This window comes from Mycobacterium palustre (genome assembly GCF_002101785.1).
GTDB lineage: Bacteria > Actinomycetota > Actinomycetes > Mycobacteriales > Mycobacteriaceae > Mycobacterium > Mycobacterium palustre.
This window is the reverse complement of the sequence record NZ_LQPJ01000135.1, coordinates 28,652-49,832: the sequence shown is the minus strand read 5'-3', so window position 1 is coordinate 49,832 and position 21,181 is coordinate 28,652. Positions and strand designations below refer to the sequence as shown.

20 protein-coding genes and 1 tRNA gene are annotated in these 21,181 nt (G+C 69.1%); 18 read left to right on the top strand and 3 right to left on the bottom strand.

What is annotated here, in order from left to right:
- The first annotated feature begins 1 nt into the window (after position 1).
- From AWC19_RS23075 to xerD, 8 genes are all read left to right on the top strand, one after another.
- A complete protein-coding gene (locus tag AWC19_RS23075; protein ID WP_085080426.1) occupies positions 2-811 on the top strand; it encodes a TlyA family RNA methyltransferase in 810 nt (269 codons plus the stop codon).
- Complete coding sequence (locus AWC19_RS23070; RefSeq protein ID WP_085080425.1) at positions 808-1,731, top strand: NAD kinase; 924 nt, start codon at positions 808-810, stop codon at positions 1,729-1,731. The genes AWC19_RS23075 and AWC19_RS23070 overlap by 4 nt, the downstream gene beginning before the upstream one ends.
- Positions 1,732-1,756: 25 nt before the next feature.
- Complete coding sequence (recN, locus tag AWC19_RS23065; protein ID WP_085080424.1) at positions 1,757-3,514, top strand: DNA repair protein RecN; 1,758 nt, start codon at positions 1,757-1,759, stop codon at positions 3,512-3,514.
- Between the two features lie 194 nt (positions 3,515-3,708).
- Entirely contained in the window at positions 3,709-4,890 is a 1,182-nt protein-coding gene (gene steA, locus AWC19_RS23060) for a putative cytokinetic ring protein SteA (RefSeq protein WP_085080423.1), read from the top strand.
- A 22-nt stretch (positions 4,891-4,912) separates the two neighbouring features.
- Entirely contained in the window at positions 4,913-5,857 is a 945-nt protein-coding gene (locus tag AWC19_RS23055; RefSeq protein ID WP_085080422.1) for a copper transporter, read from the top strand.
- Positions 5,858-5,983: 126 nt separating this feature from the next.
- Entirely contained in the window at positions 5,984-7,738 is a 1,755-nt protein-coding gene (locus AWC19_RS23050; RefSeq protein WP_085080421.1) for a CTP synthase, read from the top strand.
- The gene (locus AWC19_RS23045) at positions 7,731-8,354 is read left to right on the top strand and encodes an NUDIX domain-containing protein (protein WP_085080420.1); all 624 of its coding nucleotides are present in this window, start codon (positions 7,731-7,733) and stop codon (positions 8,352-8,354) included. The genes AWC19_RS23050 and AWC19_RS23045 overlap by 8 nt, the downstream gene beginning before the upstream one ends.
- Positions 8,351-9,292 (top strand): site-specific tyrosine recombinase XerD, encoded by a 942-nt coding sequence (gene xerD / locus AWC19_RS23040; protein ID WP_085080419.1) that lies wholly within the window; start codon positions 8,351-8,353, stop codon positions 9,290-9,292. Before AWC19_RS23045 ends, xerD begins: the two co-directional genes overlap by 4 nt.
- Position 9,293: 1 nt before the next feature.
- Here xerD and AWC19_RS23035 read toward each other — a convergent pair whose 3' ends face one another.
- Entirely contained in the window at positions 9,294-10,022 is a 729-nt protein-coding gene (locus tag AWC19_RS23035; protein ID WP_142281370.1) for an O-methyltransferase, read from the bottom strand.
- Between the two features lie 226 nt (positions 10,023-10,248).
- On the opposite strand from AWC19_RS23035, the gene AWC19_RS23030 reads away from it, so the two are divergent.
- From AWC19_RS23030 to usfY, 9 genes are all read left to right on the top strand, one after another.
- Entirely contained in the window at positions 10,249-11,112 is an 864-nt protein-coding gene (locus AWC19_RS23030) for a ParA family protein (protein WP_085080417.1), read from the top strand.
- The gene (locus AWC19_RS23025) at positions 11,109-11,936 is read left to right on the top strand and encodes a segregation/condensation protein A (protein WP_245849265.1); all 828 of its coding nucleotides are present in this window, start codon (positions 11,109-11,111) and stop codon (positions 11,934-11,936) included. The genes AWC19_RS23030 and AWC19_RS23025 overlap by 4 nt, the downstream gene beginning before the upstream one ends.
- Before the next feature lie 2 nt (positions 11,937-11,938).
- Positions 11,939-12,625: an SMC-Scp complex subunit ScpB gene (scpB, locus tag AWC19_RS23020; RefSeq protein WP_085080415.1), complete on the top strand. Its 687-nt coding sequence runs from the start codon at positions 11,939-11,941 to the stop codon at positions 12,623-12,625.
- A complete protein-coding gene (locus AWC19_RS23015) occupies positions 12,625-13,368 on the top strand; it encodes a pseudouridine synthase (protein ID WP_085080414.1) in 744 nt (247 codons plus the stop codon). Before scpB ends, AWC19_RS23015 begins: the two co-directional genes overlap by 1 nt.
- Positions 13,369-13,424: 56 nt before the next feature.
- The gene (gene cmk / locus AWC19_RS23010; protein WP_085080413.1) at positions 13,425-14,111 is read left to right on the top strand and encodes a (d)CMP kinase; all 687 of its coding nucleotides are present in this window, start codon (positions 13,425-13,427) and stop codon (positions 14,109-14,111) included.
- Positions 14,108-15,508: a ribosome biogenesis GTPase Der gene (gene der / locus AWC19_RS23005; RefSeq protein ID WP_085080412.1), complete on the top strand. Its 1,401-nt coding sequence runs from the start codon at positions 14,108-14,110 to the stop codon at positions 15,506-15,508. Before cmk ends, der begins: the two co-directional genes overlap by 4 nt.
- Positions 15,509-15,607: 99 nt before the next feature.
- Positions 15,608-15,681 (top strand) — tRNA-Pro (locus AWC19_RS23000).
- A 432-nt stretch (positions 15,682-16,113) separates the two neighbouring features.
- Entirely contained in the window at positions 16,114-17,130 is a 1,017-nt protein-coding gene (locus tag AWC19_RS22995; RefSeq protein WP_085080411.1) for an acyl-ACP desaturase, read from the top strand.
- Positions 17,131-17,263: 133 nt separating this feature from the next.
- Positions 17,264-17,566: a protein UsfY gene (gene usfY, locus AWC19_RS22990; RefSeq protein ID WP_085080410.1), complete on the top strand. Its 303-nt coding sequence runs from the start codon at positions 17,264-17,266 to the stop codon at positions 17,564-17,566.
- On the opposite strand, the gene hypB is transcribed toward usfY, so the two are convergent.
- Positions 17,536-18,342 carry a hydrogenase nickel incorporation protein HypB gene (hypB, locus tag AWC19_RS22985; RefSeq protein WP_085080409.1) on the bottom strand — a complete coding sequence of 269 codons (807 nt, stop codon included), beginning with the start codon at positions 18,340-18,342 and terminating at the stop codon, positions 17,536-17,538. The two genes, usfY and hypB, sit on opposite strands and share 31 nt — an antisense overlap.
- Positions 18,343-18,723, bottom strand: coding sequence for a hydrogenase maturation nickel metallochaperone HypA (locus tag AWC19_RS22980; protein WP_085080408.1), 381 nt, complete (start codon positions 18,721-18,723; stop codon positions 18,343-18,345).
- Between the two features lie 176 nt (positions 18,724-18,899).
- On the opposite strand from AWC19_RS22980, the gene hypF reads away from it, so the two are divergent.
- Complete coding sequence (gene hypF, locus AWC19_RS22975) at positions 18,900-21,179, top strand: carbamoyltransferase HypF (protein ID WP_085080407.1); 2,280 nt, start codon at positions 18,900-18,902, stop codon at positions 21,177-21,179.
- The last annotated feature ends 2 nt before the right edge of the window (positions 21,180-21,181 follow it).

Genomic DNA, 21,181 nt, shown 5'->3' with positions numbered 1-21,181 from the left:
GGTGGCCCGACGTGCCCGCGTCGACGCCGAGCTCGTCCGCCGCGGGCTGGCGCGATCCCGCCAGCAGGCCGCCGAGCTGATCGGCGCCGGCAAGGTCCGCATCGACGGCATGCCGGCGCGCAAGCCCGCTACCGCCGTCGACGTCACCGCGGCCCTGACCGTCGCCGACGACAGCCGGCGCAGCTGGGTTTCGCGCGGCGCGCACAAGCTGATCGGGGCGCTGGACGCCTTCGGCATCGCCGTCGCCGGTCGGCGCTGCCTGGACGCCGGCGCGTCGACGGGCGGGTTCACCGAGGTGCTGCTGGATCGCGGGGCCGCCGCGGTGGTGGCCGCCGACGTGGGGTACGGGCAGCTGGCCTGGTCGTTGCGCGGCGACCCGCGGGTGGTGGTCGTGGAGCGGACCAACGTTCGCGACCTGACGCCGGAGGCCATCGGCGGACCGGTCGACCTGGTGGTGGCCGACCTGTCCTTCATCTCGCTGGCCACCGTGTTGCCCGCGCTGATTGGCTGCGCCCGGCCCGGCGCGGATATCGTTCCAATGGTGAAGCCGCAGTTTGAGGTGGGCAAGGGCCAGGTCGGCGCCGGCGGCGTGGTCCACGACCCCGGCCTGCGCGCCGGAGCCGTGCTGGCCGTGGCGCGCCGCGCGCGCGAGATGGGCTGGCACACCGTCGACGTCACCGCCAGCCCGCTGCCGGGTCCGTCGGGCAACGTCGAATACTTCCTGTGGCTGCGCGCCCAAACCGACCGGGCCCTGGCCGGTGACGCGCTGGTCCATGCGGTGCGTCGCGCCGTCGAGGAGGGCCCGCGATGAGCGAGCACCGCAGCGTCCTGCTGGTGGTCCACACCGGGCGCGACGAAGCCACCGAGACCGCACGCCGCGTGCAGAAGGTGTTGAGCGACAACGGGATTGCGCTTCGATTGCTGTCCGCCGAGGCCGTCGACCGGGGGTCGCTGCACCTATCGCCCGACGACATGCGCGCCATGGGCGTCGAGATCGAGGTCGTCGACGCCGACCCGCACGCCGCCGACGGCTGCGAACTGGTATTGGTGCTCGGCGGCGACGGCACCTTCCTGCGCGCGGCCGAACTGGCCCGCAACGCCGGCATCCCGGTGCTCGGCGTGAACCTGGGCCGCATCGGCTTTTTGGCCGAGGCCGAGGCCGAGCACATCGACCAGGTGCTCGACCACGTCGTCGCGCGCGACTACCGGGTTGAGAACCGGCTGACGCTGGACATCGTGGTGCGCCACGGCGGCCGCGTCATCAACCACGGTTGGGCGCTCAATGAGGCGAGCCTGGAAAAGGGGCCGCGGTTGGGCGTTCTGGGTGTGGTCGTCGAGATCGACGGGCGGCCGGTGTCGACGTTCGGCTGCGACGGGGTGCTGGTCTCGACGCCGACCGGCTCCACCGCCTACGCGTTCTCGGCCGGCGGCCCGGTGCTGTGGCCGGACCTGGAGGCAATCCTGGTGGTGCCCAACAACGCTCACGCGCTGTTCGCCCGGCCGATGGTCATCAGCCCCGAAGCCACCGTCGCGATCGAGATCGAGGCCGACGGCCACGACGCCCTGGTGTTCTGCGACGGGCGCCGCGAGATGCTGGTACCGGCCGGTGGGCGGCTCGAGGTGACCAGTTGTGACACGCCGGTGCGATGGGCGCGGCTGGACAGCGCGCCGTTCACCGACCGCCTGGTGCGCAAGTTCCGGTTGCCGGTGACCGGCTGGCGCGGCAACTAACGGCGCAGGCGCGGGGGCTGACCGAATGCTGACCGAAATCCGCATCGAGTCGCTGGGCGCGATCAGCGCCGCGGTGGGCGAGTTCGGCCGCGGCCTCACCGTGCTGACCGGCGAGACCGGCACCGGCAAGACCATGGTGGTCACCGGGCTGCACCTGCTCGGGGGTGCGCGCGCCGACCCCAACCGCGTCCGGTCGGGTGCCGAGCGCGCGGTCGTCGAAGGCCGGTTCACCACAACCGATCTCGACGAGGAAACCGTGGCGCAGCTCGACGGGATGCTGGAATCGGTGGGGGCCGAGCGCGACGAGGACGGCAGCGTCATCGCGCTGCGCTCGGTCAGCCGCGACGGACCGTCGCGGGCGTCCCTGGGCGGGCGCAGCGTGCCCGCCAAGTCGCTGGGCGACTTCACCGCCGGGCTGCTGACCCTGCACGGACAAAACGACCAGCTGCGGCTGATGCGGCCCGAGGAGCAGCGTGGCGCGCTGGACCGGTTCGCCGGGGCGGGTCCGGCGCTGGAGCGCTACCGCAAGCTGCGCGATGCCTGGCTCACGGCCCGCCGCGACCTCATCGAACGCCGCGACCGCGCCCGCGAACTGGCCCAGGAGGCCGACCGGCTGAAGTTCGCGCTCAACGAGATCGACACCGTCGATCCGCAGCCCGGGGAAGAGGACGCGCTGGTCGCCGACATCCTGCGGCTCTCCGAACTCGACACGCTGCGCGAAGCCGCCGCCACCGCCCGCGCGGCGCTGTCGGCCGACGACCCCGACGACCTCGGCCGCAGCGCCACCGACACGCTCGGAAAGGCAAGGGCCGCACTGGAATCCACCGACGACGCCACGCTGCGGGCGCTGGCCGGCCAGATCGGGGAGGCGCTGACCGTGGTCGCCGACGCGGCCCGCGAACTCGGCGGCTTCCTCGACGACCTGCCGGTCGATGCCAGCGCGCTGGAATCCAAGCTGGCCCGTCAGGCCCAGCTGCGCACGCTGACGCGCAAGTACGCCGCCGACGTCGACGGGGTGCTGCGGTGGGCGGCCGAATCCCGGGAACGATTGACCCAACTCGACGTCTCCGAGGAGGCGGTGACCGCCCTGCAACGACGGGTCGACGAGCTGGCCCGCGAATTGTGCGACGTGGCAACCGAACTCGGCGAGGTCCGGCGCAAGGCCGCCAAACGGCTGTCGAAGGAGGTGACCGCGGAGCTGTCCGGACTCGCGATGGCCGACGCCGTGTTCACCATCGACGTGACCACCGACCCGGCCGCCGACGACGACCCCGCGGCCCTGACGCTGCCGTCGGGCGAGCTGGCCCGCGCCGGCGCCGACGGCATCGACCAGGTCGAGTTCGGCTTCGCCGCCCACCGCGGCATGACGGTGCTGCCGCTGGCCAAGAGCGCCTCGGGCGGCGAGCTGTCCCGGGTGATGCTGGCCCTGGAGGTCGTGCTGGCGACGTCGCGCAAGGTCTCGGCGGGCACCACCATGGTGTTCGATGAGGTGGACGCCGGCGTCGGCGGCCGGGCCGCGGTGCAGATCGGGCGGCGGCTGGCCCGGCTGGCCCGCACCCACCAGGTCATCGTGGTCACCCACCTGGCGCAGGTCGCCGCCTACGCCGACGTGCACCTGGTGGTGCACAGCGCCGGGCCCAAGGGCACCAGCGTGGTGCGGCGGGTGACCGGCGACGACCGGGTGGCCGAGCTGGCCCGCATGCTGGCCGGCCTCGGCGAATCCGACAGCGGCCGCGCCCACGCCCGCGAGCTGCTCGAGACCGCGCAAAGCGAGAAGACGTAAGAAGACGTAGCGGTCACGTCGCGCGAGCGTGCGTGTTTGTACGACGACACGCCGCAACTTCAGTACATCTGCGCACCCTCGCGGCGATCAAGCCGTAACCGGCTTGTGACAGGTGTGGCTCTAGATAACTTCTGGGGCGGATGTTACGGCGCGCCTCCCCGCCTCGTCCTCGCTTCACCGACAGAATCGCCCCCATGAAGATGTCAGGGCTGCTATCGCGTAACACCACCCGGCCGGGCCTGATCGGCACCGCCCGGGTGGACCGCAACATCGACCGCTTGCTGCGCAGGGTCTGCCCCGGCGACATCGTGGTGCTCGACGTCCTGGACCTGGACCGCATCACCGCGGACGCGCTGGTCGAAGCAGACATCGCCGCCGTCGTCAACGCCTCACCCTCGGTCTCGGGGCGCTACCCCAACCTCGGCCCCGAGGTGCTGGTCAACAACGGCGTCACCCTCATCGACGAGACCGGGCCCGAGGTCTTCAAGAAGGTCAAGGACGGCGCCAAGATTCGCCTGCACGAGGGCGGCGTGTACTCCGGCGACCGGCGCCTGGCCCGCGGCACCGAGCGCACCGACCACGACATCGCCGACCTGATGCGCGAGGCGAAGAGCGGCCTGGCCGCCCACTTGGAGGCGTTCGCGGGCAACACCATCGAGTTCATCAAGAGCGAGAGCCCTCTTTTGATAGACGGCATCGGCATCCCGGACATCGACGTCGACCTGCGCCGCCGCCATGTGGTGATCGTCGCCGACGAGCCCAGCGCCGAGGACGATTTGAAGTCCCTCAAGCCGTTCATCAAGGAGTACCAGCCGGTGCTCGTCGGCGTCGGCGCCGGCGCCGACGTGTTGCGCAAGGCCGGCTATCGCCCCCAGATCATCGTCGGCGACCCCGACCAGATCAGCACCGAGGCCCTCAAGTGCGGCGCCCAGGTGGTGTTGCCGGCCGACGCCGACGGGCACGCGCCCGGCCTGGAACGCATCCAGGACCTCGGCGTCGGGGCGATGACCTTCCCCGCCGCCGGGTCGGCCGTCGACCTGGCCCTGCTGCTCGCCGACCACCACGGCGCCGCGCTGCTCGTCACGGCCGGCCACACCGCCAACATCGAGACGTTCTTCGACCGCACGCGCGCGCAGAGCAACCCCTCGACCTTCCTGACCCGGCTCCGGGTGGGGGAGAAGGTGGTGGACGCCAAGGCCGTTGCGACGTTGTACCGCAACCACATTTCGGGCGGCGCGATCGCGCTGCTGGCGCTGACCATGCTGATCGCCGTCATCGTCGCCCTGTGGGTGTCGCGCACCGACGGCGTGGTGCTGCACTGGATCGTCCAATACTGGGACCGCTTCTCCCTTTGGGTGCAGCACTTGGTCACCTAATCCGTTCGAGGATGGTGCGTTAATGATCTCGCTACGCCAACATGCCCTTTCGCTGGCGGCCGTCTTCCTGGCCCTGGCCGTCGGGGTGGTGCTGGGTTCGGGTTTTTTGTCCGACACCCTGCTGTCCAGCCTGCGTGACGAGAAGCGCGACCTCTACTCGCAGATCAACGGGCTCAACGACCAGAAAAACGTCCTGAACGAAAAGCTCGCCGCGACAAACAATTTCGACAACCAGCTGGCCGGCCGGATCGTGCACGACGCGCTGGGCGGCAAGTCGGTGATCGTCTTTCGGACCCCGGACGCCAAGGACGACGACGTCGCCGCGGTCACCAAGTTCATCGGCCAGGCCGGCGGCACGGTCAGCGGAACCGTGTCGCTGACCCAGGAGTTCGTCGACGCCAACTCCGCGGAGAAGCTGCGCACCGTGGTCAACTCGTCGGTCCTGCCGGCCGGGCAGCAGCTGAGCACCAAGCTCGTCGACCAGGGCTCGCAGGCCGGCGACCTGTTGGGCATCGCCCTGCTGACCAACACCAACCCCGCGGTGCCGCCCGTCGACGAGGCCCAGCGCGACACCGTGCTGGCGTCGCTGCGCGACACCGGGTTCATCACCTATCAGCCCACCGAGCACCTCGGGGCGGCCAACGCCGCGCTGGTGGTCACCGGCGGTGGCATCCCGCAGGACGCCGGCAACCAGGGCGTCAGCGTGGCCCGGTTCTCGGCCGCGCTCGCGCCGCACGGCTCGGGAGCCCTGTTGGCCGGGCGCGACGGGTCGGCGACGGGGGGCGCCGCGGTCGCGGTGACCCGCGCCGACTCCGGCATGGCCTCGGTGATCAGCACCGTCGACGACGTCGACACCGCGCCCGGGCGCCTCACCGCGGTGCTGGGCCTGCACGACCTCATCAACGGCGGCCACGTCGGGCAGTACGGCACCGGCCACGGCGCCACCTCGATCACCGTGCCCCAGTAAAGGCCGGGGCCGCGCTCGGGCGTGTTCGCGACGGCGCCGCGTGCCGGGTGTTAGGGTGGGTTTCCGTGGGTCGGCAGGCCCAGCGCGTTAAATCTCAAGCCCTGCCCGTCTTCACGGAGGTCGCCTGTGCGAAAGCACCCGCAAACCGCCACCAAGCACCTCTTCGTCAGCGGTGGCGTCGCCTCCTCGCTGGGCAAAGGGCTGACCGCCAGCAGCCTCGGGCAGCTGCTGACCGCCCGGGGCCTGCACGTGACGATGCAAAAGCTCGACCCCTACCTCAACGTCGACCCGGGCACGATGAACCCGTTCCAGCACGGCGAGGTCTTCGTCACCGAGGACGGCGCCGAGACCGACCTCGACGTGGGCCACTACGAGCGGTTCCTGGATCGCGACCTGTCGGGCTCGGCGAATGTTACTACGGGACAAGTCTATTCGACCGTCATCGCCAAGGAGCGGCGCGGCGAATACCTCGGCGACACCGTGCAGGTGATCCCGCACATCACCGACGAGATCAAGCGGCGCATCCTGGCCATGGCCGAACCCGACGCCGACGGCAACCGCCCCGACGTCGTCATCACCGAAATCGGCGGCACCGTGGGCGATATCGAGTCGCAGCCCTTCCTGGAGGCGGCGCGGCAGGTGCGCCACGACCTCGGCCGGGAAAACGTGTTCTTCCTGCACGTGTCGCTGGTGCCCTACCTGGCCCCGTCCGGTGAACTCAAGACCAAGCCCACCCAGCACTCGGTGGCCGCGCTGCGCAGCATCGGTATCACGCCCGACGCGTTGATCCTGCGCAGCGACCGCGAGGTCCCCGAAGCGTTGAAGAACAAGATCGCGCTGATGTGTGACGTCGACATCGACGGCGTCATCTCCACCCCCGACGCGCCGTCAATCTACGACATTCCCAAGGTGTTGCACCGCGAGGAACTCGACGCGTTCGTGGTGCGCCGGCTCAATTTGCCGTTCCGCGACGTGGACTGGACCGAGTGGGACGACCTGTTGCGCCGGGTTCACGAACCGCACGAGACGGTGCGGATCGCGTTGGTGGGCAAGTACGTCGAGCTGTCCGACGCCTACCTGTCGGTCACCGAGGCGCTGCGTGCCGGCGGGTTCAAGCACCACGCCAAGGTGGAGATGGTCTGGGTGCCCTCCGACGACTGTTCCACCCCGGGCGACGCCGCGGGCGCCCTGGGCGACGTCCACGGCGTGCTGATCCCCGGCGGGTTCGGCATCCGCGGGATCGAGGGCAAGATCGGCGCCATCCGCCACGCCCGGGCGCGCGGGCTGCCGGTGCTGGGCCTGTGCCTGGGCCTGCAGTGCATCGTCATCGAAGCCGCCCGCTCGGTCGGACTCGCCGAGGCCAACTCGGCCGAATTCGAGCCTGGCACACCGGATCCCGTGATCTCGACGATGGCCGACCAGGAGCACATCGTCGCCGGCGAGGCCGATCTCGGCGGCACCATGCGGCTGGGCGCCTACCCCGCGGTGCTGGATCCGGATTCGATTGTGGCCCAAGCCTATGGGACCACCGAGGTGTCCGAGCGGCACCGGCACCGCTACGAGGTCAACAACGCCTACCGGGCGAAGATCGCCGAAAGCGGGCTGCGATTCTCCGGGACCTCGCCCGACGGCCACCTGGTGGAGTTCGTGGAATACTCGCCGGACGTGCACCCGTTCCTCGTCGGCACCCAGGCCCACCCCGAGCTGAAGAGCCGACCCACCCGCCCGCACCCGCTGTTCGTCGCGTTCGTCCGGGCGGCCCTGGATTACCAGGCGGGCGAACAGTTGCCGGTGGAGATCCCCGAGCACGCGTCCAACGGCAACAGCCAGCACCGAGACAGCGTTCAGCGGCCGCTACCCGAGCCCGCGGCCCGTGGCTGAGCACAACTTCGAGACGGCGTCATCCGAAACGCTGCACACCGGAAAGATTTTCGCGCTGCGCCGCGATCAGGTCCGGATGCCCGGCGGCAAGCTCGTCACCCGAGAGGTCGTCGAGCACTTCGGCGCGGTGGCCGTGGTGGCCATGGACGACGACGGCAACATCCCGATGGTCTACCAGTACCGCCACGCGTTCGGCCGCCGGCTGTGGGAACTGCCCGCCGGGCTGCTCGATGTCGACGGCGAGCCCGCCCTGCAGACCGCCGCCCGGGAACTGCACGAGGAGGCGGGGCTGAAGGCCGACACCTGGCGGGTGCTCGTCGACCTCGATTCCACGCCCGGCTTCAGCGACGAATCGGTGCGCGTCTACCTGGCCACCGGGCTCACCCAGGTGGACCGGCCCGAGGCCCACGACGAAGAAGCCGACATGACGCTGCAGTGGTATCCGCTCGCGGAGGCCACCCGCAAGGTGCTCGGCGGCGAAATCGTCAATGCCATTGCGGTGGCGGGGATTCTGGCCGCCCATGCGGTGCGCGCCGGGATCGCACAGCCGCGCGCGGCGGACAGCCCCTGGATCGACAAGCCGACCGCGTTCGCCGCGCGAAAGGCCGGTCGATGACGACGGTGGCGCTGGAGAGCCAACTGCAGGGCTACCTCGACCACCTGACCATCGAGCGCGGCGTCGCCAAGAACACGCTCAGCTCGTATCGCCGCGACCTGCGCCGCTACACCAAGCACCTGTCCGACCGCGGGATCTTTGATTTGGCCAAGGTCGGCGAAGACGACGTCAGCGAATTCTTGGTGGCGCTGCGCCGCGGCGATCCGGACTCCGGGACGGCGGCGCTGTCGGCGGTGTCGGCGGCGCGGGCGCTGATCGCGGTGCGCGGGTTGCACCGGTTCGCCGCCGCCGAGGGCCTCGCGGAACTGGACGTGGCGCGGGCCGTCCGGCCGCCGACGCCGGGGCGTCGGCTTCCCAAGAGCCTGACCATCGACCAGGTGTTGGCCCTGCTGGAGGGCGCCGGCGGCGACAGCCCCAGCGACGGCCCGCTGACGCTGCGCAACCGGGCGCTGCTGGAGTTGTTGTATTCCACCGGGTCTCGGATTTCGGAGGCGGTGGGCCTCGACGTCGACGACATCGATACCCAGGCGCGCTCGGTCCTGCTGCGCGGCAAGGGCGGCAAGCAGCGGCTGGTGCCGGTGGGGCGCCCGGCCGTGCAGGCGCTGGACGCCTACCTGGTGCGCGGGCGCCCCGATCTGGCGCGCCGCGGCCGCGGCACCCCGGCCATTTTCCTCAACGCGCGCGGCGGCCGGCTGTCGCGGCAAAGCGCGTGGCAGGTGCTGCAGGACGCCGCCGAGCGCGCCGGCATCACGTCGGGGGTATCGCCGCACATGCTGAGGCATTCCTTCGCCACCCACCTGCTCGAGGGCGGCGCCGACGTCCGCGTCGTGCAGGAGTTGCTCGGTCACGCCTCGGTGACCACGACGCAGATCTACACGCTGGTCACGGTGCACGCGTTGCGCGAGGTGTGGGCCGGCGCCCATCCCCGCGCGCAGTGACTCAGCCCAGGTATTCGGACTCCAGCACCAAATCCGACAGCAAGGACTGGTATTCCAGGTGCGCCTTGTGCTCGACGGTGTTCCACAGCTTGCCCTGCTGCCGGCGCATGTGTTCGCGGTACTTCGGCGCGCCCGGGATCCGCACGTTGTCGGCGACCACGATCGCGCCCGGATGCAGCCAGCCGCGGTCCAGGATGCTCTGCAGGTCGTCGAGGTAGGCGTCCTTATCGTGGTCGATGAACACGAAATCGATTGTGCCGTCGGAAAATCCATACTCCGACGCCAGCCGGTCCAGGGTGCGCCCGCCGTCGCCGATGGTGCCGACGACACACGTCACCCGATCGGCCACCCCGGCGTGCTGCCAGATCCGCCGCGCGTTGTGCGCGTTGGCCTCGGCGAGTTCGACCGAGTAGACCCTGGCGTCGGGGGCGGCGCGGGCGATCCGCAGCGCGCCGTAGCCGCAGTAGGTGCCGAGCTCGAGGGCGAGCCGGGGGCTGGCGCGGCGCACCGCGGCGTCGAGCAGCTGGCCCTTCTCGTCGCCGACGTTGATCCGGATCGACTTTTCGTAGGCGAACTTGTCGATGGTGGCCAGCACGTCGGCGACGTCGCCGGCCCGGGCGTTGGCCAGGACGTATTCGACGGCGGCCGCCTCGCGCCCGTCGCCGACCTGGCCGGTGGTGACCATGTTGCGCGTCGCGGCGGCCATCCGCCACACCGACCACCGCAGCATGGGCACCCGTCGCCTGAGGTCCACAGACGCCCACGATAGTCCGGGCGCGGCCCACCCGCGCCCGCCCGAATGGTGCCGGTGTGACTGAAGTTAACTTGTTGGGCGACCCCGCGGCCTAGCAGCGACTTTTGTCCATATTGGCTGGTAAATTGCCTGCGGGTCGCCCGGCCCAGGCGCGCGAAGCCGTTAGACTTTCGGCGATGTTCACCTCCCGAACAGGCCGGGCATGACCGAGCACCCGGACAGCGGCGTCGAAATCGGCTTGACGGGCCGCCCCCCGCGGGCGATCCCGGAGCCGGAGCCGCGCACTTCCCACGGCCCGGCCAAGGTCGTGGCGATGTGCAACCAGAAGGGCGGCGTCGGCAAGACCACGTCGACGATCAACCTGGGCGCCGCGCTGGCCGAGTACGGCCGGCGGGTGCTGCTGGTCGACATGGACCCGCAGGGCGCGCTGTCCGCCGGGCTGGGCGTCCCGCACTACGAGCTGGAGAAGACGATCCACAACGTGCTGGTCGAGCCGCGGGTGTCGGTCGACGACGTGCTGATCTCCACCCGGGTCAAGCACATGGACCTGGTCCCCAGCAACATCGACCTGTCGGCCGCCGAGATCCAGCTCGTCAACGAGGTGGGCCGCGAGCAGACCCTGGGCCGGGCGCTGCACCCGGTGCTGGACCGCTACGACTACGTGCTCATCGACTGCCAACCGTCGCTCGGGCTGCTCACCGTCAACGGTCTGGCCTGCGCCGACGGAATCGTCATCCCCACCGAGTGCGAGTTCTTCTCGCTGCGCGGCCTCGCGCTGCTCACCGACACCGTCGACAAGGTCCGCGACCGGCTCAACCCCAAGCTCGAGATCAGCGGCATCCTGCTGACCCGCTACGACCCGCGCACCGTCAACGCGCGCGAGGTGATGGCCCGCGTCGTGGAGCGGTTCGGCGACCTGGTGTTCGACACCGTCATCACCCGGACCGTCCGCTTCCCCGAGACCAGCGTGGCCGGCGAACCCATCACCACCTGGGCGCCCCGGTCGCAGGGTGCCATCGCCTACCGCGCGCTGGCCCGCGAGTTCATCCACCGATTCGGCGCGTGACCGGCCTTCAGACTGGAGGGGTGAACGGTGAGGCACCATCCAGGAACGGCTTTCAGGTCCGGCTCACCAACTTCGAGGGGCCGTTCGATCTGCTGCTGCAGCTGATCTTCGCGCACCGGCTCGACGTCACCGAGGTCGCGCTGCACCAGGTCACCGACGACTTCATCGCCTACACCCGCGAGATCGGTTCGCAGCTGGGCCTGGAGGAGACCACCGCGTTCCTGGTGATCGCCGCGACGCTGCTCGACCTCAAGGCCGCCCGGCTGTTGCCCGCCGGACAGGTCGACGACGAGGAGGACCTGGCCCTGCTGGAGGTGCGCGACCTGCTGTTCGCGCGGCTGCTGCAGTACCGCGCGTTCAAGCACGTCGCCGAGATGTTCGCCGAGCTGGAGGCCGCCGCGCTGCGCAGCTATCCGCGGTCGGTGTCGCTGGAGGAGCGGTACACCAAGCTGCTGCCCGAGGTGATGATCGGCGTGGACGCCGAGCGGTTCGCCGAGATCGCCGCCGTCGCGTTCACGCCGCGGCCGGTCCCGACGGTGTCCACCGGGCACCTGCACGAGCTGCTGGTGTCGGTGCCCGAGCAGGCGGGAAAGCTGCTGGCGATCCTGGAGGCCCGGGGCAGCGGCCAGTGGGCGACGTTTTCCGAGCTGGTCGCCGACTGCCAGGCGCCGCTGGAGGTGGTCGGGCGCTTCCTGGCGCTGCTCGAGCTGTATCGGAGCCGGACGGTAGCATTCGACCAGTCGGAGCCGCTGGGCGTGCTTCGAGTTTCGTGGACCGGTGAGCGTCCGACCAGCGAAGCCTTGGTAGAAGTGCGGGACGAATAGCAATGACTGAAGAGTTCGACCCCGACGCGGGCATCCCCGACATCGCCGAGGCGGCGCCGATGGACGGCGCCGAGCTCGGCTCGGTGCTCGAGGCGCTGCTGCTGGTGGTGGACACCCCGGTCACCGTCGAGACGCTGGGGGCGGTCACCCAGCAGCCGGCCTACCGCATCGCCGCCAAGCTGCAGGAGATGGCCGACGAACTCACCCAACGCGACAGCGGCATCGACCTTCGGCAAACCAGCGAGGGCTGGCGGATGTACACCCGCGCCCGGTTCGCGCCCTACGTGGAGAAGCTGCTGCTGGACGGCACGCGCTCCAAGTTGACGCGGGCCGCGCTGGAGACTCTGGCGGTGGTCGCTTACCGCCAGCCGGTCACGCGGGCGCGGGTCAGCGCGGTGCGCGGCGTCAACAGCGACGCCGTGATGCGCACCCTGTTGGCGCGCGGCCTGATCACCGAGGCCGGTGTGGACGAGGACACCGGCGCGACGACGTTCGCGACCACCGAGCTGTTCTTGGAGCGCCTCGGGTTGACGTCGCTGGCCGACCTGCCCGACATCGCGCCGCTGCTGCCCGACGTCGACACGATCGAGGACCTCAGCGAATCCCTGGACAGCGAGCCGCGTTTCGTCAAACTCTCGGGCGGCGCGACGCCCGAGCAGGCGCTGTCGTTCGACGTGGACACCGATTGATGGTCGACACCGAGGGCGTCCGGCTGCAAAAGGTACTGTCGCAGGCGGGCATCGCGTCGCGGCGGGCCGCCGAGAAGCTGATCGTCGACGGCCGGGTCGAGGTCGACGGGCAGGTGGTGACGGAGCTGGGCACCCGGGTCGATCCCGACACGTCGGTGATCCGCGTCGACGGCGCGCGGGTGATGCTCGACGACACCCTGGTCTACCTGGCGCTGAACAAGCCGCGCGGCATGCACTCCACCATGTCCGACGAACGCGGCCGGCCGTGCATCGGCGACCTGATCGAGCGCCGGGTGCGCGGCAACAAGAACCTGTTTCACGTCGGGCGGCTGGACGCCGACACCGAGGGGCTGATCCTGCTGACCAACGACGGCGAGCTGGCACACCGGTTGATGCACCCCTCGCACGAGGTGCCCAAGACCTACCTGGCGACGGTCGCCGGATCGGTGCCGCGCGGCCTGGGCAAGAAGCTGCGGGCCGGCATCGAGCTGGACGACGGGCCGGCGCGGGTCGACGATTTCGCCGTGGTGGACGCCATCCCCGGAAAAACGTTGGTGCGCTTGACATTACATGAGGGACGCAATCGCATCGTGCGCCGCCTGCTGGCCGCCGTCGGCTACCCGGTGGAGGCGCTGGTGCGCACCGACATCGGCGCGGTGTCGCTGGGCGAGCAGCGGCCCGGCAGCATCCGGGCGTTGAGCCGCGGCGAGATCGGGCAGCTCTACAAGGCGGTCGGGCTGTGAGCGGAACGAGCGGAACGAGCGCGGTGAGTGACGGGAGCGAAGCGAACCATCTTCCTGTGAGCGGAGACGTCGTGGTCGCCGTCGACGGCCCGGCGGGCACCGGAAAGTCGTCGGTGTCAAGGGGATTGGCACGCGCGCTGGGGGCGCGCTACCTCGACACCGGGGCGATGTACCGGATCGTGACGCTGGCCGTGCTGCGCGCGGGGGTCGACCCGGGCGACGCCGAGGCCGTCGCGGCGATCGCGTCGAACGTGCAGATGTCGGTCAACTACGATCCCGACGTCGATCGCTCTTACCTTGAGGGCGAGGACGTTTCGGCCGAAATCCGCGGCGAGGAGGTCACCCGGGCCGTTTCGGCGGTGTCATCGGTTCCGGCCGTGCGCACCCGGCTGGTGGAGCTGCAGCGCGCCATGGCCGGGGGCCCGGGCAACGTCGTCGTCGAGGGCCGCGACATCGGAACCGTGGTCCTGCCCGACGCGCCGCTGAAGATCTTCTTGACCGCGTCGGCCGAAACCCGGGCCCGGCGCCGCAACGACCAGAACGTCGCGGCCGGGCTGGCCGACGACTACGACGGGGTGCTTGCCGACGTGCGCCGCCGCGACCACCTCGACTCCACCAGGCAGGTGTCGCCGCTGCGCGCGGCCGACGACGCGGTGGTCATCGACACCAGCGACATGACCGAGTCGCAGGTGATCGCCCGGCTACTGGAGCTTGTCAGGCAGCGAAGCGGGGCGGTGCGGTGAGCCAGGACGGCACCTGGAGCGACGAAAGCGATTGGGAACTGGGCGATTCCGGCCTGGACGACGTCGAGGCGCCCGGCCCGGCGCCCGTGGTGGCCATCGTCGGGCGGCCCAACGTCGGCAAGTCGACGCTGGTCAACCGGATCCTGGGCCGGCGCGAGGCGGTGGTGCAGGACGTTCCGGGCGTGACGCGCGACCGGGTCTCTTACGACGCGCTGTGGACCGGGCGCCGGTTCGTCGTGCAGGACACCGGGGGATGGGAGCCCGACGCCAAGGGTCTGCAACAGCTGGTGGCCGAGCAGGCGTCGGTGGCCATGCGCACCGCCGACGCGGTGATCCTCGTCGTCGACGCCACCGTCGGCGCCACGGCGGCCGACGAAGCCGCGGCCCGCATCCTGCTGCGCTCGGGTAAGCCAGTGTTCTTGGCCGCCAACAAGGTTGACAGCGAAAAGGGCGAGGCGGACGCCGCCGAGCTGTGGTCGCTGGGCCTCGGTGAGCCGTACGCGATCAGCGCGATGCACGGCCGGGGCGTCGCCGACCTGCTCGACGAGGTGCTCGCCGTGCTGCCCGAGGTGTCCGAAACGGCGCCCGCGCCCGGCGGTCCGCGGCGCGTGGCGCTGGTCGGCAAGCCGAACGTGGGCAAGAGCTCGTTGCTGAACAAGCTTGCCGGAGACCAGCGTTCGGTGGTGCACGAGGTCGCCGGGACCACCGTGGACCCCGTCGACTCACTTATCGAGCTGGGCGGGAAGGTGTGGCGGTTCGTCGACACCGCGGGGCTGCGGCGCAAGGTCGGTCAGGCCAGCGGCCACGAGTTCTACGCCTCGGTGCGCACCCATTCGGCCATCGACGCAGCCGAGGTGGTGATCGTGCTGATCGACGCGTCGCAGCCGCTGACCGAACAGGACCAGCGGGTGCTGTCGATGGTCGTCGAGGCCGGCCGGGCGCTGGTGCTGGCCTTCAACAAGTGGGACCTGGTCGACGAGGACCGCCGCGAGCTGCTCGAGCGCGAGATCGACCGCGAGCTGGCGCAGCTGCGCTGGGCGCAGCGGGTCAACATCTCGGCCAAGACCGGCCGCGCGGTGCAGAAGCTGGTGCCGGCGATGGAGACAGCCCTCGAGTCGTGGGACGCGCGGATCGCCACCGGCCCCCTGAACGCCTGGATCAAGGAGGTGGTGGCGGCCACACCGCCGCCGGTGCGCGGCGGCAAGCAGCCGCGCATCCTGTTCGCGACCCAGGCCACCGCCCGGCCACCGACGTTTGTGCTGTTCACCACGGGTTTTTTGGAGGCCGGCTACCGGCGGTTCCTGGAGCGGCGGCTGCGCGAGACCTTCGGTTTCGAGGGCAGCCCGATCCGGATCAACGTGCGGGTGCGCGAAAAGCGGGGGTCCAAGCGCCGCTGAGGGCTTGTGTGCACCCGCGGCGCGCCCGGCGTGGCCCATGACCGGGTGATCGTTCGCCTGCGGTAGGCTGTCGACCTGCTGCCGATGATCCGGCGGCACCGGGCTGTGGCGCAGTTTGGTAGCGCACTTGACTGGGGGTCAAGTGGTCGCAGGTTCAAATCCTGTCAGCCCGACAGCAGGTCAGCCCGACGCAGGTCAGTGGCAAGTTTCCGACCGTATCGACCAGTCAAAAGTGGGTCCGTTCGCCGCTGCGCTGCCGTAACCGACCCCGCACCGGGCGTCAGCTTCCGCCCCCCATCAGGGTGTGGATGAACGTGGCCAACAAGTCGTGCAGAACGTCGGGGTGACAGCTAGTGGTTGATCCCGCTGCTCGAGTAGCTTTGGACGGTCACACCACCACTCACGGCGAAATGCACTGTGCGGCAGCGGCAGCGGCAGCGGCGAACGCCGATCCAGCGGTGTTGCATTCCGGTGGGCTCATCCACCCGGCGGGCGCGAGGACTTTGGACCCTATTTCCTCCGTGCACGCGCGTGTCATCTTAATGTAACCGCGTGACACATATACGTGGTGAAAGGCGACCGCCGCAGGTAACTGGGAGGGTTACGTGTCCAAGGAACTGACCAACGTGCAGCTACTCACTGAACTCGAACCGGAAGTCGAACGGCTGCTCAACCGGCACCTCGCGATGTTCAAGGAGTGGAACCCGCACGACTACGTGCCATGGTCGGACGGTAGGAACTTTTATGCGCTGGACGGCCAAGATTGGGAGCCCGGGCAGACCCAGCTTCCGGATGTCGCCCGAGTGGCGATGGTCCAAAATCTGCTGACCGAGGACAACTTACCGTCCTATCACCGTGAGATCGCGATGAACTTCAGCATGGACGGCCCGTGGGGCCAATGGGTGAATCGGTGGACCGCGGAAGAGACCCGGCACAGCGTCGCGCTGCGCGACTACCTGGTGGTCACCCGCTCCGTCGATCCGGTGCAGCTGGAAAAGCTCCGACTCGAGCAAATTACGCGCGGCTTCAGCCCCGGCCAGAACCGGCAGGGAAATTTGTTTGCTGAAAGCCTCTTCGACTCGGTCATGTATGTCTCGTTTCAAGAACTGGCTACCCGCGTTTCGCACCGCAATACGGGCAAAGCCAGCAACGACACTATCGCAGAGCAATTGATGGCGAGGGTGTCGCACGACGAGAACCTGCACATGATTTTTTACCGGGATGTCAGCGCCGCAGGCCTGGACATCGCGCCCAATCAAGCGATCAAGTCGGTGCATCGAATCCTGCGCAACTTCAAGATGCCCGGCTTCACGGTGCCGGAGTTTCGCCGCAAGGCGGTGATCATCGCCGTCGGCGGCATCTACGACCCGCGAATCCATCTCGACGATGTGGTCATGCCCGTGCTCAAGAAGTGGCGCATCTTCGAACGCGAAGACTTTTCCGGCGAGGGCGCAAGGATGCGCGACGACCTCGCCCTGTTGGTCAAGGAGCTCGAGGAAGCCTCCGACAAGTTCGACGAATCCAAGCAGCGCTACCTGGAGCGTGAGGCTCGTAAGACGGAGAAAATCACTGCCAGCAGGGTGCTTGAAACGAAGGGCACGCTGACGCTGAGCGGACACTGAGGGGGGCGGCGACCCGGAAAGCTCGCCGCCACAGTGGCCTTAACGCCGGAATCCCATCGCGGATCACCCATTAGGGGGATGGCTGATCGGGTCGTCGAAAGTAGCTTCGGCTCAGCTCTACTGAGGAGAAGCCATGGGCGACACCGCGGATCCGACCGATCATTTCCGTACGACGTGTCCGCATACCGGCGAGTTCTTCATAGATCGCCTTTGCTGGCCGGGACTGATCGCGATAGTCCTGGGCGTGGCCGCCCTGGTTGGCGGCGTGACCGCGGCGGCGTACCGCGTCCAGGACTGGACACTGACGCTGGTTGTCATCGGACTGCCGACAATCGTTGCTGGTTTGGTCTGGCTCGTGCTCGAGCACCGGCGGGTGATGAAAGTTGAGAGACGTTGGCTTTCAATCTATTCCACTCGCCACCCCGGCGTGCTGTAGGGCAGGGGCCCGCGTCCGGCAGCGGCGAACTGGCGCAGCCAATCAAACCATCGCGACATGCCGTCGCCGGTGCGCGCGCTCAGCGGAAGAATGGTGGCCGTCGAATTCACCTGTCGGACATGGTCGATGTAGCTGTCGATGTCGGCGTCGAGGTGCGGGACCAGGTCGATCTTGTTGAGCAGCACGACGTCGACCGAGCGGAACATGACCGGATACTTCAGCGGCTTGTCTTCGCCCTCGGTGACCGAGTAGACCATCGCCTTGGCGTGCTCGCCGACGTCGAATTCAGCCGGACAGACCAGGTTGCCGACGTTTTCGATGATGACCAGGTCCAGGTCGGGCAGGCGCAGTCCCTGCAGCGCGCGGTTGACCATCGGGGCGTCCAGGTGGCATTCGCCGCCGAACCCGTTGCTGGTGTTCAGCAGTGACACCTGGGCGCCGCGCCCGGCGAGTTTGGCGGCGTCGAGGTCGGTGGCGATGTCGCCCTCGATCACGCCGACGGCCAGTTCGCCGGCCAGCGCGTCCAGTGTTGCCGCCAGGATGGTGGTCTTGCCGGATCCCGGCGAGCTCATCAGGTTCATGGCACGCACGCCGTGGTCCTCGAACGCGCGCCGGTTGATGTCAGCGCGAGAGTCGTTCTCGGCGAAGATCGCCTCCAGTACGTCGATGCGCTGCGAGCTGGTGGCATAGCCGCTGTGGTCGCCGTGCTCGTGAAGGTCGTGGTCGTGATCGTGGCTGTGCACGGTGCCGTCGTCGTGACGGTGAAAGCGTCCCATTCATTTGACCTTTCGTGAGCCGGCTTCGTGCGTAACGCCCTCGGACACATCGACGGACGTGACCAGAAACTCGTTGCCGCGCAACAGGTCAACGTCCGTGCTCTGGCACGCCGGGCAGCACACCGACCACCGGGACGTGATCTGCGCCCGCTGTGCACAGGCGCGGCAGAACACTTCGGCGGGCACGAGTTCGAGATCCAGCACGGTGTCGACCATGTTCTCGTCCAACTGCTGACACACCAACGACCAGCAGAATTCCAGGGATTCTGGAACCACCTGGCGCAGGACGCCGACCTGGACCCGGACCACGTCGACGTGGCGCCCCCGCGCGTGGGGCTTCACCACGCCGGCGATGGCATGGCATAGCGACAGCTCGTGCACTACACCATGCTGCCTCGCGGGACTCAACGGTGTCGCGAAAACAAAGTGCGGAAAAACGCAGACTTTGTCTGCGAAATTGTGATTGTCGGCACATGGGGTGCGGTCTAACCTGAGCTCGACCGTCCGTGCCACAGCCCACCCGGCACCGGGGGTCCTTGCTGCTCAGGAGGTTCGTGATGGGCAGTCGGCGTAGCGCGGTTGCCAGTGTGCGGTTGCGGCTCGACATCGCGGGCGTCGTCCAGGGCGTGGGATTTCGGCCCGCTGTCGCACGCATCGCTGCACGTCATGGGCTTGCCGGCTGCGTGTACAACGACTCCGGGGCTGTGCACTGCGAGTTCGAGGGTGCTCCCGACGCCGTCGCAGCGGCGGTATCGGCGCTGAGCGCCGACCACCCGCCGATGGCGCGCATCGATGCCATCGAAGCCCGCCGGCTGCGGCCCAACGGCGAATCCGGATTCCGCATCGTCGCTAGTCGAACAGACGACGACCGCCGCACCCTGGTGCCGCCCGACGTCGCCAGCTGTGCCGACTGCTTACGCGAGATGCGCGACCCCCGCGACCGTCGCTACGGGCACCCGTTCATCACCTGCACCAACTGCGGCCCGCGCTACACGGTGATCACCGACCTACCGTACGACCGGCCCTCGACCACGATGGCCCAGTTTCCAATGTGCGCGGCGTGCTCAGCCGAATACCACGATCCCGCCGACCGTCGCTTCCACGCCCAAACGATCGCCTGCAACGATTGCGGGCCGACCCTGTCCTGGCGTGGCCCCGGCGGCGGCCGCGATCCGCTCGGGGCCGCCGCGCGGGCGATCGAGGACGGCCACATCGTCGCGATCAAGGGCATCGGAGGATTCCACCTCGCCTGCCGCGCTGACAATCCCGCGACCGTTGCCGAACTGCGCCTGCGAAAGGGCAGGCCCGCCAAACCTTTCGCCGTGATGGTCGCCGACCTTGCTGCGGCTCAAAACCTGTGTCATGTCGACGCGGCCGGCGCGCAACTGCTGCGGTCACCGGCCGCACCGATCGTCTTGCTGCCGGCCCGTGACGACTCCGGGTTGACCGGCGTGGCACCGGCCCTGTCGGAAATCGGTGTGATGCTGGCGTATTCGCCCGTGCACCATCTGCTCTTCGACCGTCTGGGCGCGATGCCTCTGGTAATGACCTCCGCCAACGACAAGGGTTCCCCGATCGTCTTCCGCGATTGCGACTTGAATTGGATCGACGGCTTGGCGGACGGGGTGCTCACCCACGACCGGCCCATCCATGTGCCATGTGAGGACTCCGTCTTGACCGTTGACGGCGCGGGCGCCGTGGTGCCGATTCGGCGTTCCCGAGGCTATGCGCCGCTTCCGGTAGCAACACCTGCACCGTCGGACGCGAGCGTGATCCTGGCGACCGGCGGCGACCTCAAGACCACGTTCTGCCTGCTGTCGTCCGACGGGCGGGCCCACATGTCGCCGCACCTCGGTGACATGGCCGACCCGCGCACCCAGAGTTGCTTCGAATCGGCAGAACATCACCTGGCTTTCATGACCGACTGCCGGCCGCGGCTCGTCGTCTGCGATCTGCACCCGGCCTACGCCACAACCCACTGGGCAAGGCGGCAAGACCTGCCGGTGCTGCAGGTGCAGCACCACCACGCCCACGCGGTGTCGCTGATGGCCGAGCATGGCCGGCTCGGCTCGCCAATGCTCGCCGTTGCGTTCGATGGCACCGGCTACGGCACCGACGGCACCATCTGGGGCGGCGAGCTTCTGATGGTCACCGACCCGGCCAGCTTCACCCGGGTGGCACACCTCAAGGCGTTCGCGTTGCCCGGCGGTGACGGCGCGGTACGCCACCCCGGCCGGATCGCCCTGGACCTGCTGCACCGCGCGGAAATCGAATGGACACCGGACATCCCGGCGGTCGGGAGCCTCAGTGCGAACGCGAGACACGTTCTCGAACAGCAGATTCCGCGCGGCATCGGATGCGTCGAGACGACCAGCATGGGTCGCCTGTTCGATGCGGTGGCCAGCCTGCTCGGCGTGTGCCAGGAGGTGACCTACGAGGGGCAGGCGGCCGTCGAACTCGAGCACCTGGCCCGCCGTGGCGCACCCGCACCGATGGATTTCGAGGTGACCGCAGGCGTACTGGATCCGACGCCGTTGATCACCGATCTGGTGCGTGGCCTGCGGGCCGGCACGGCAAGGGCCGACCTGGCCGCGGGCTTTCACGACGCGGTCGTCAGGGCCACCGCACAGGCGGTGTGCCGGCTGGCGTCGGGCATCGGCACCATCGGGCTGACCGGCGGAGTGTTCGTGAATCGGCTGCTGCGCGACGGGCTCCGTAAAGAGTTGGTGAGTAACGGCTTCGAGGTGCTTACTCATGCTGTATTGCCGTGCAACGACGGTGGTCTGGCGCTGGGCCAGGCAGTGATCGCAGCACGCCGGCACGAAAGGGGGGCATAGCG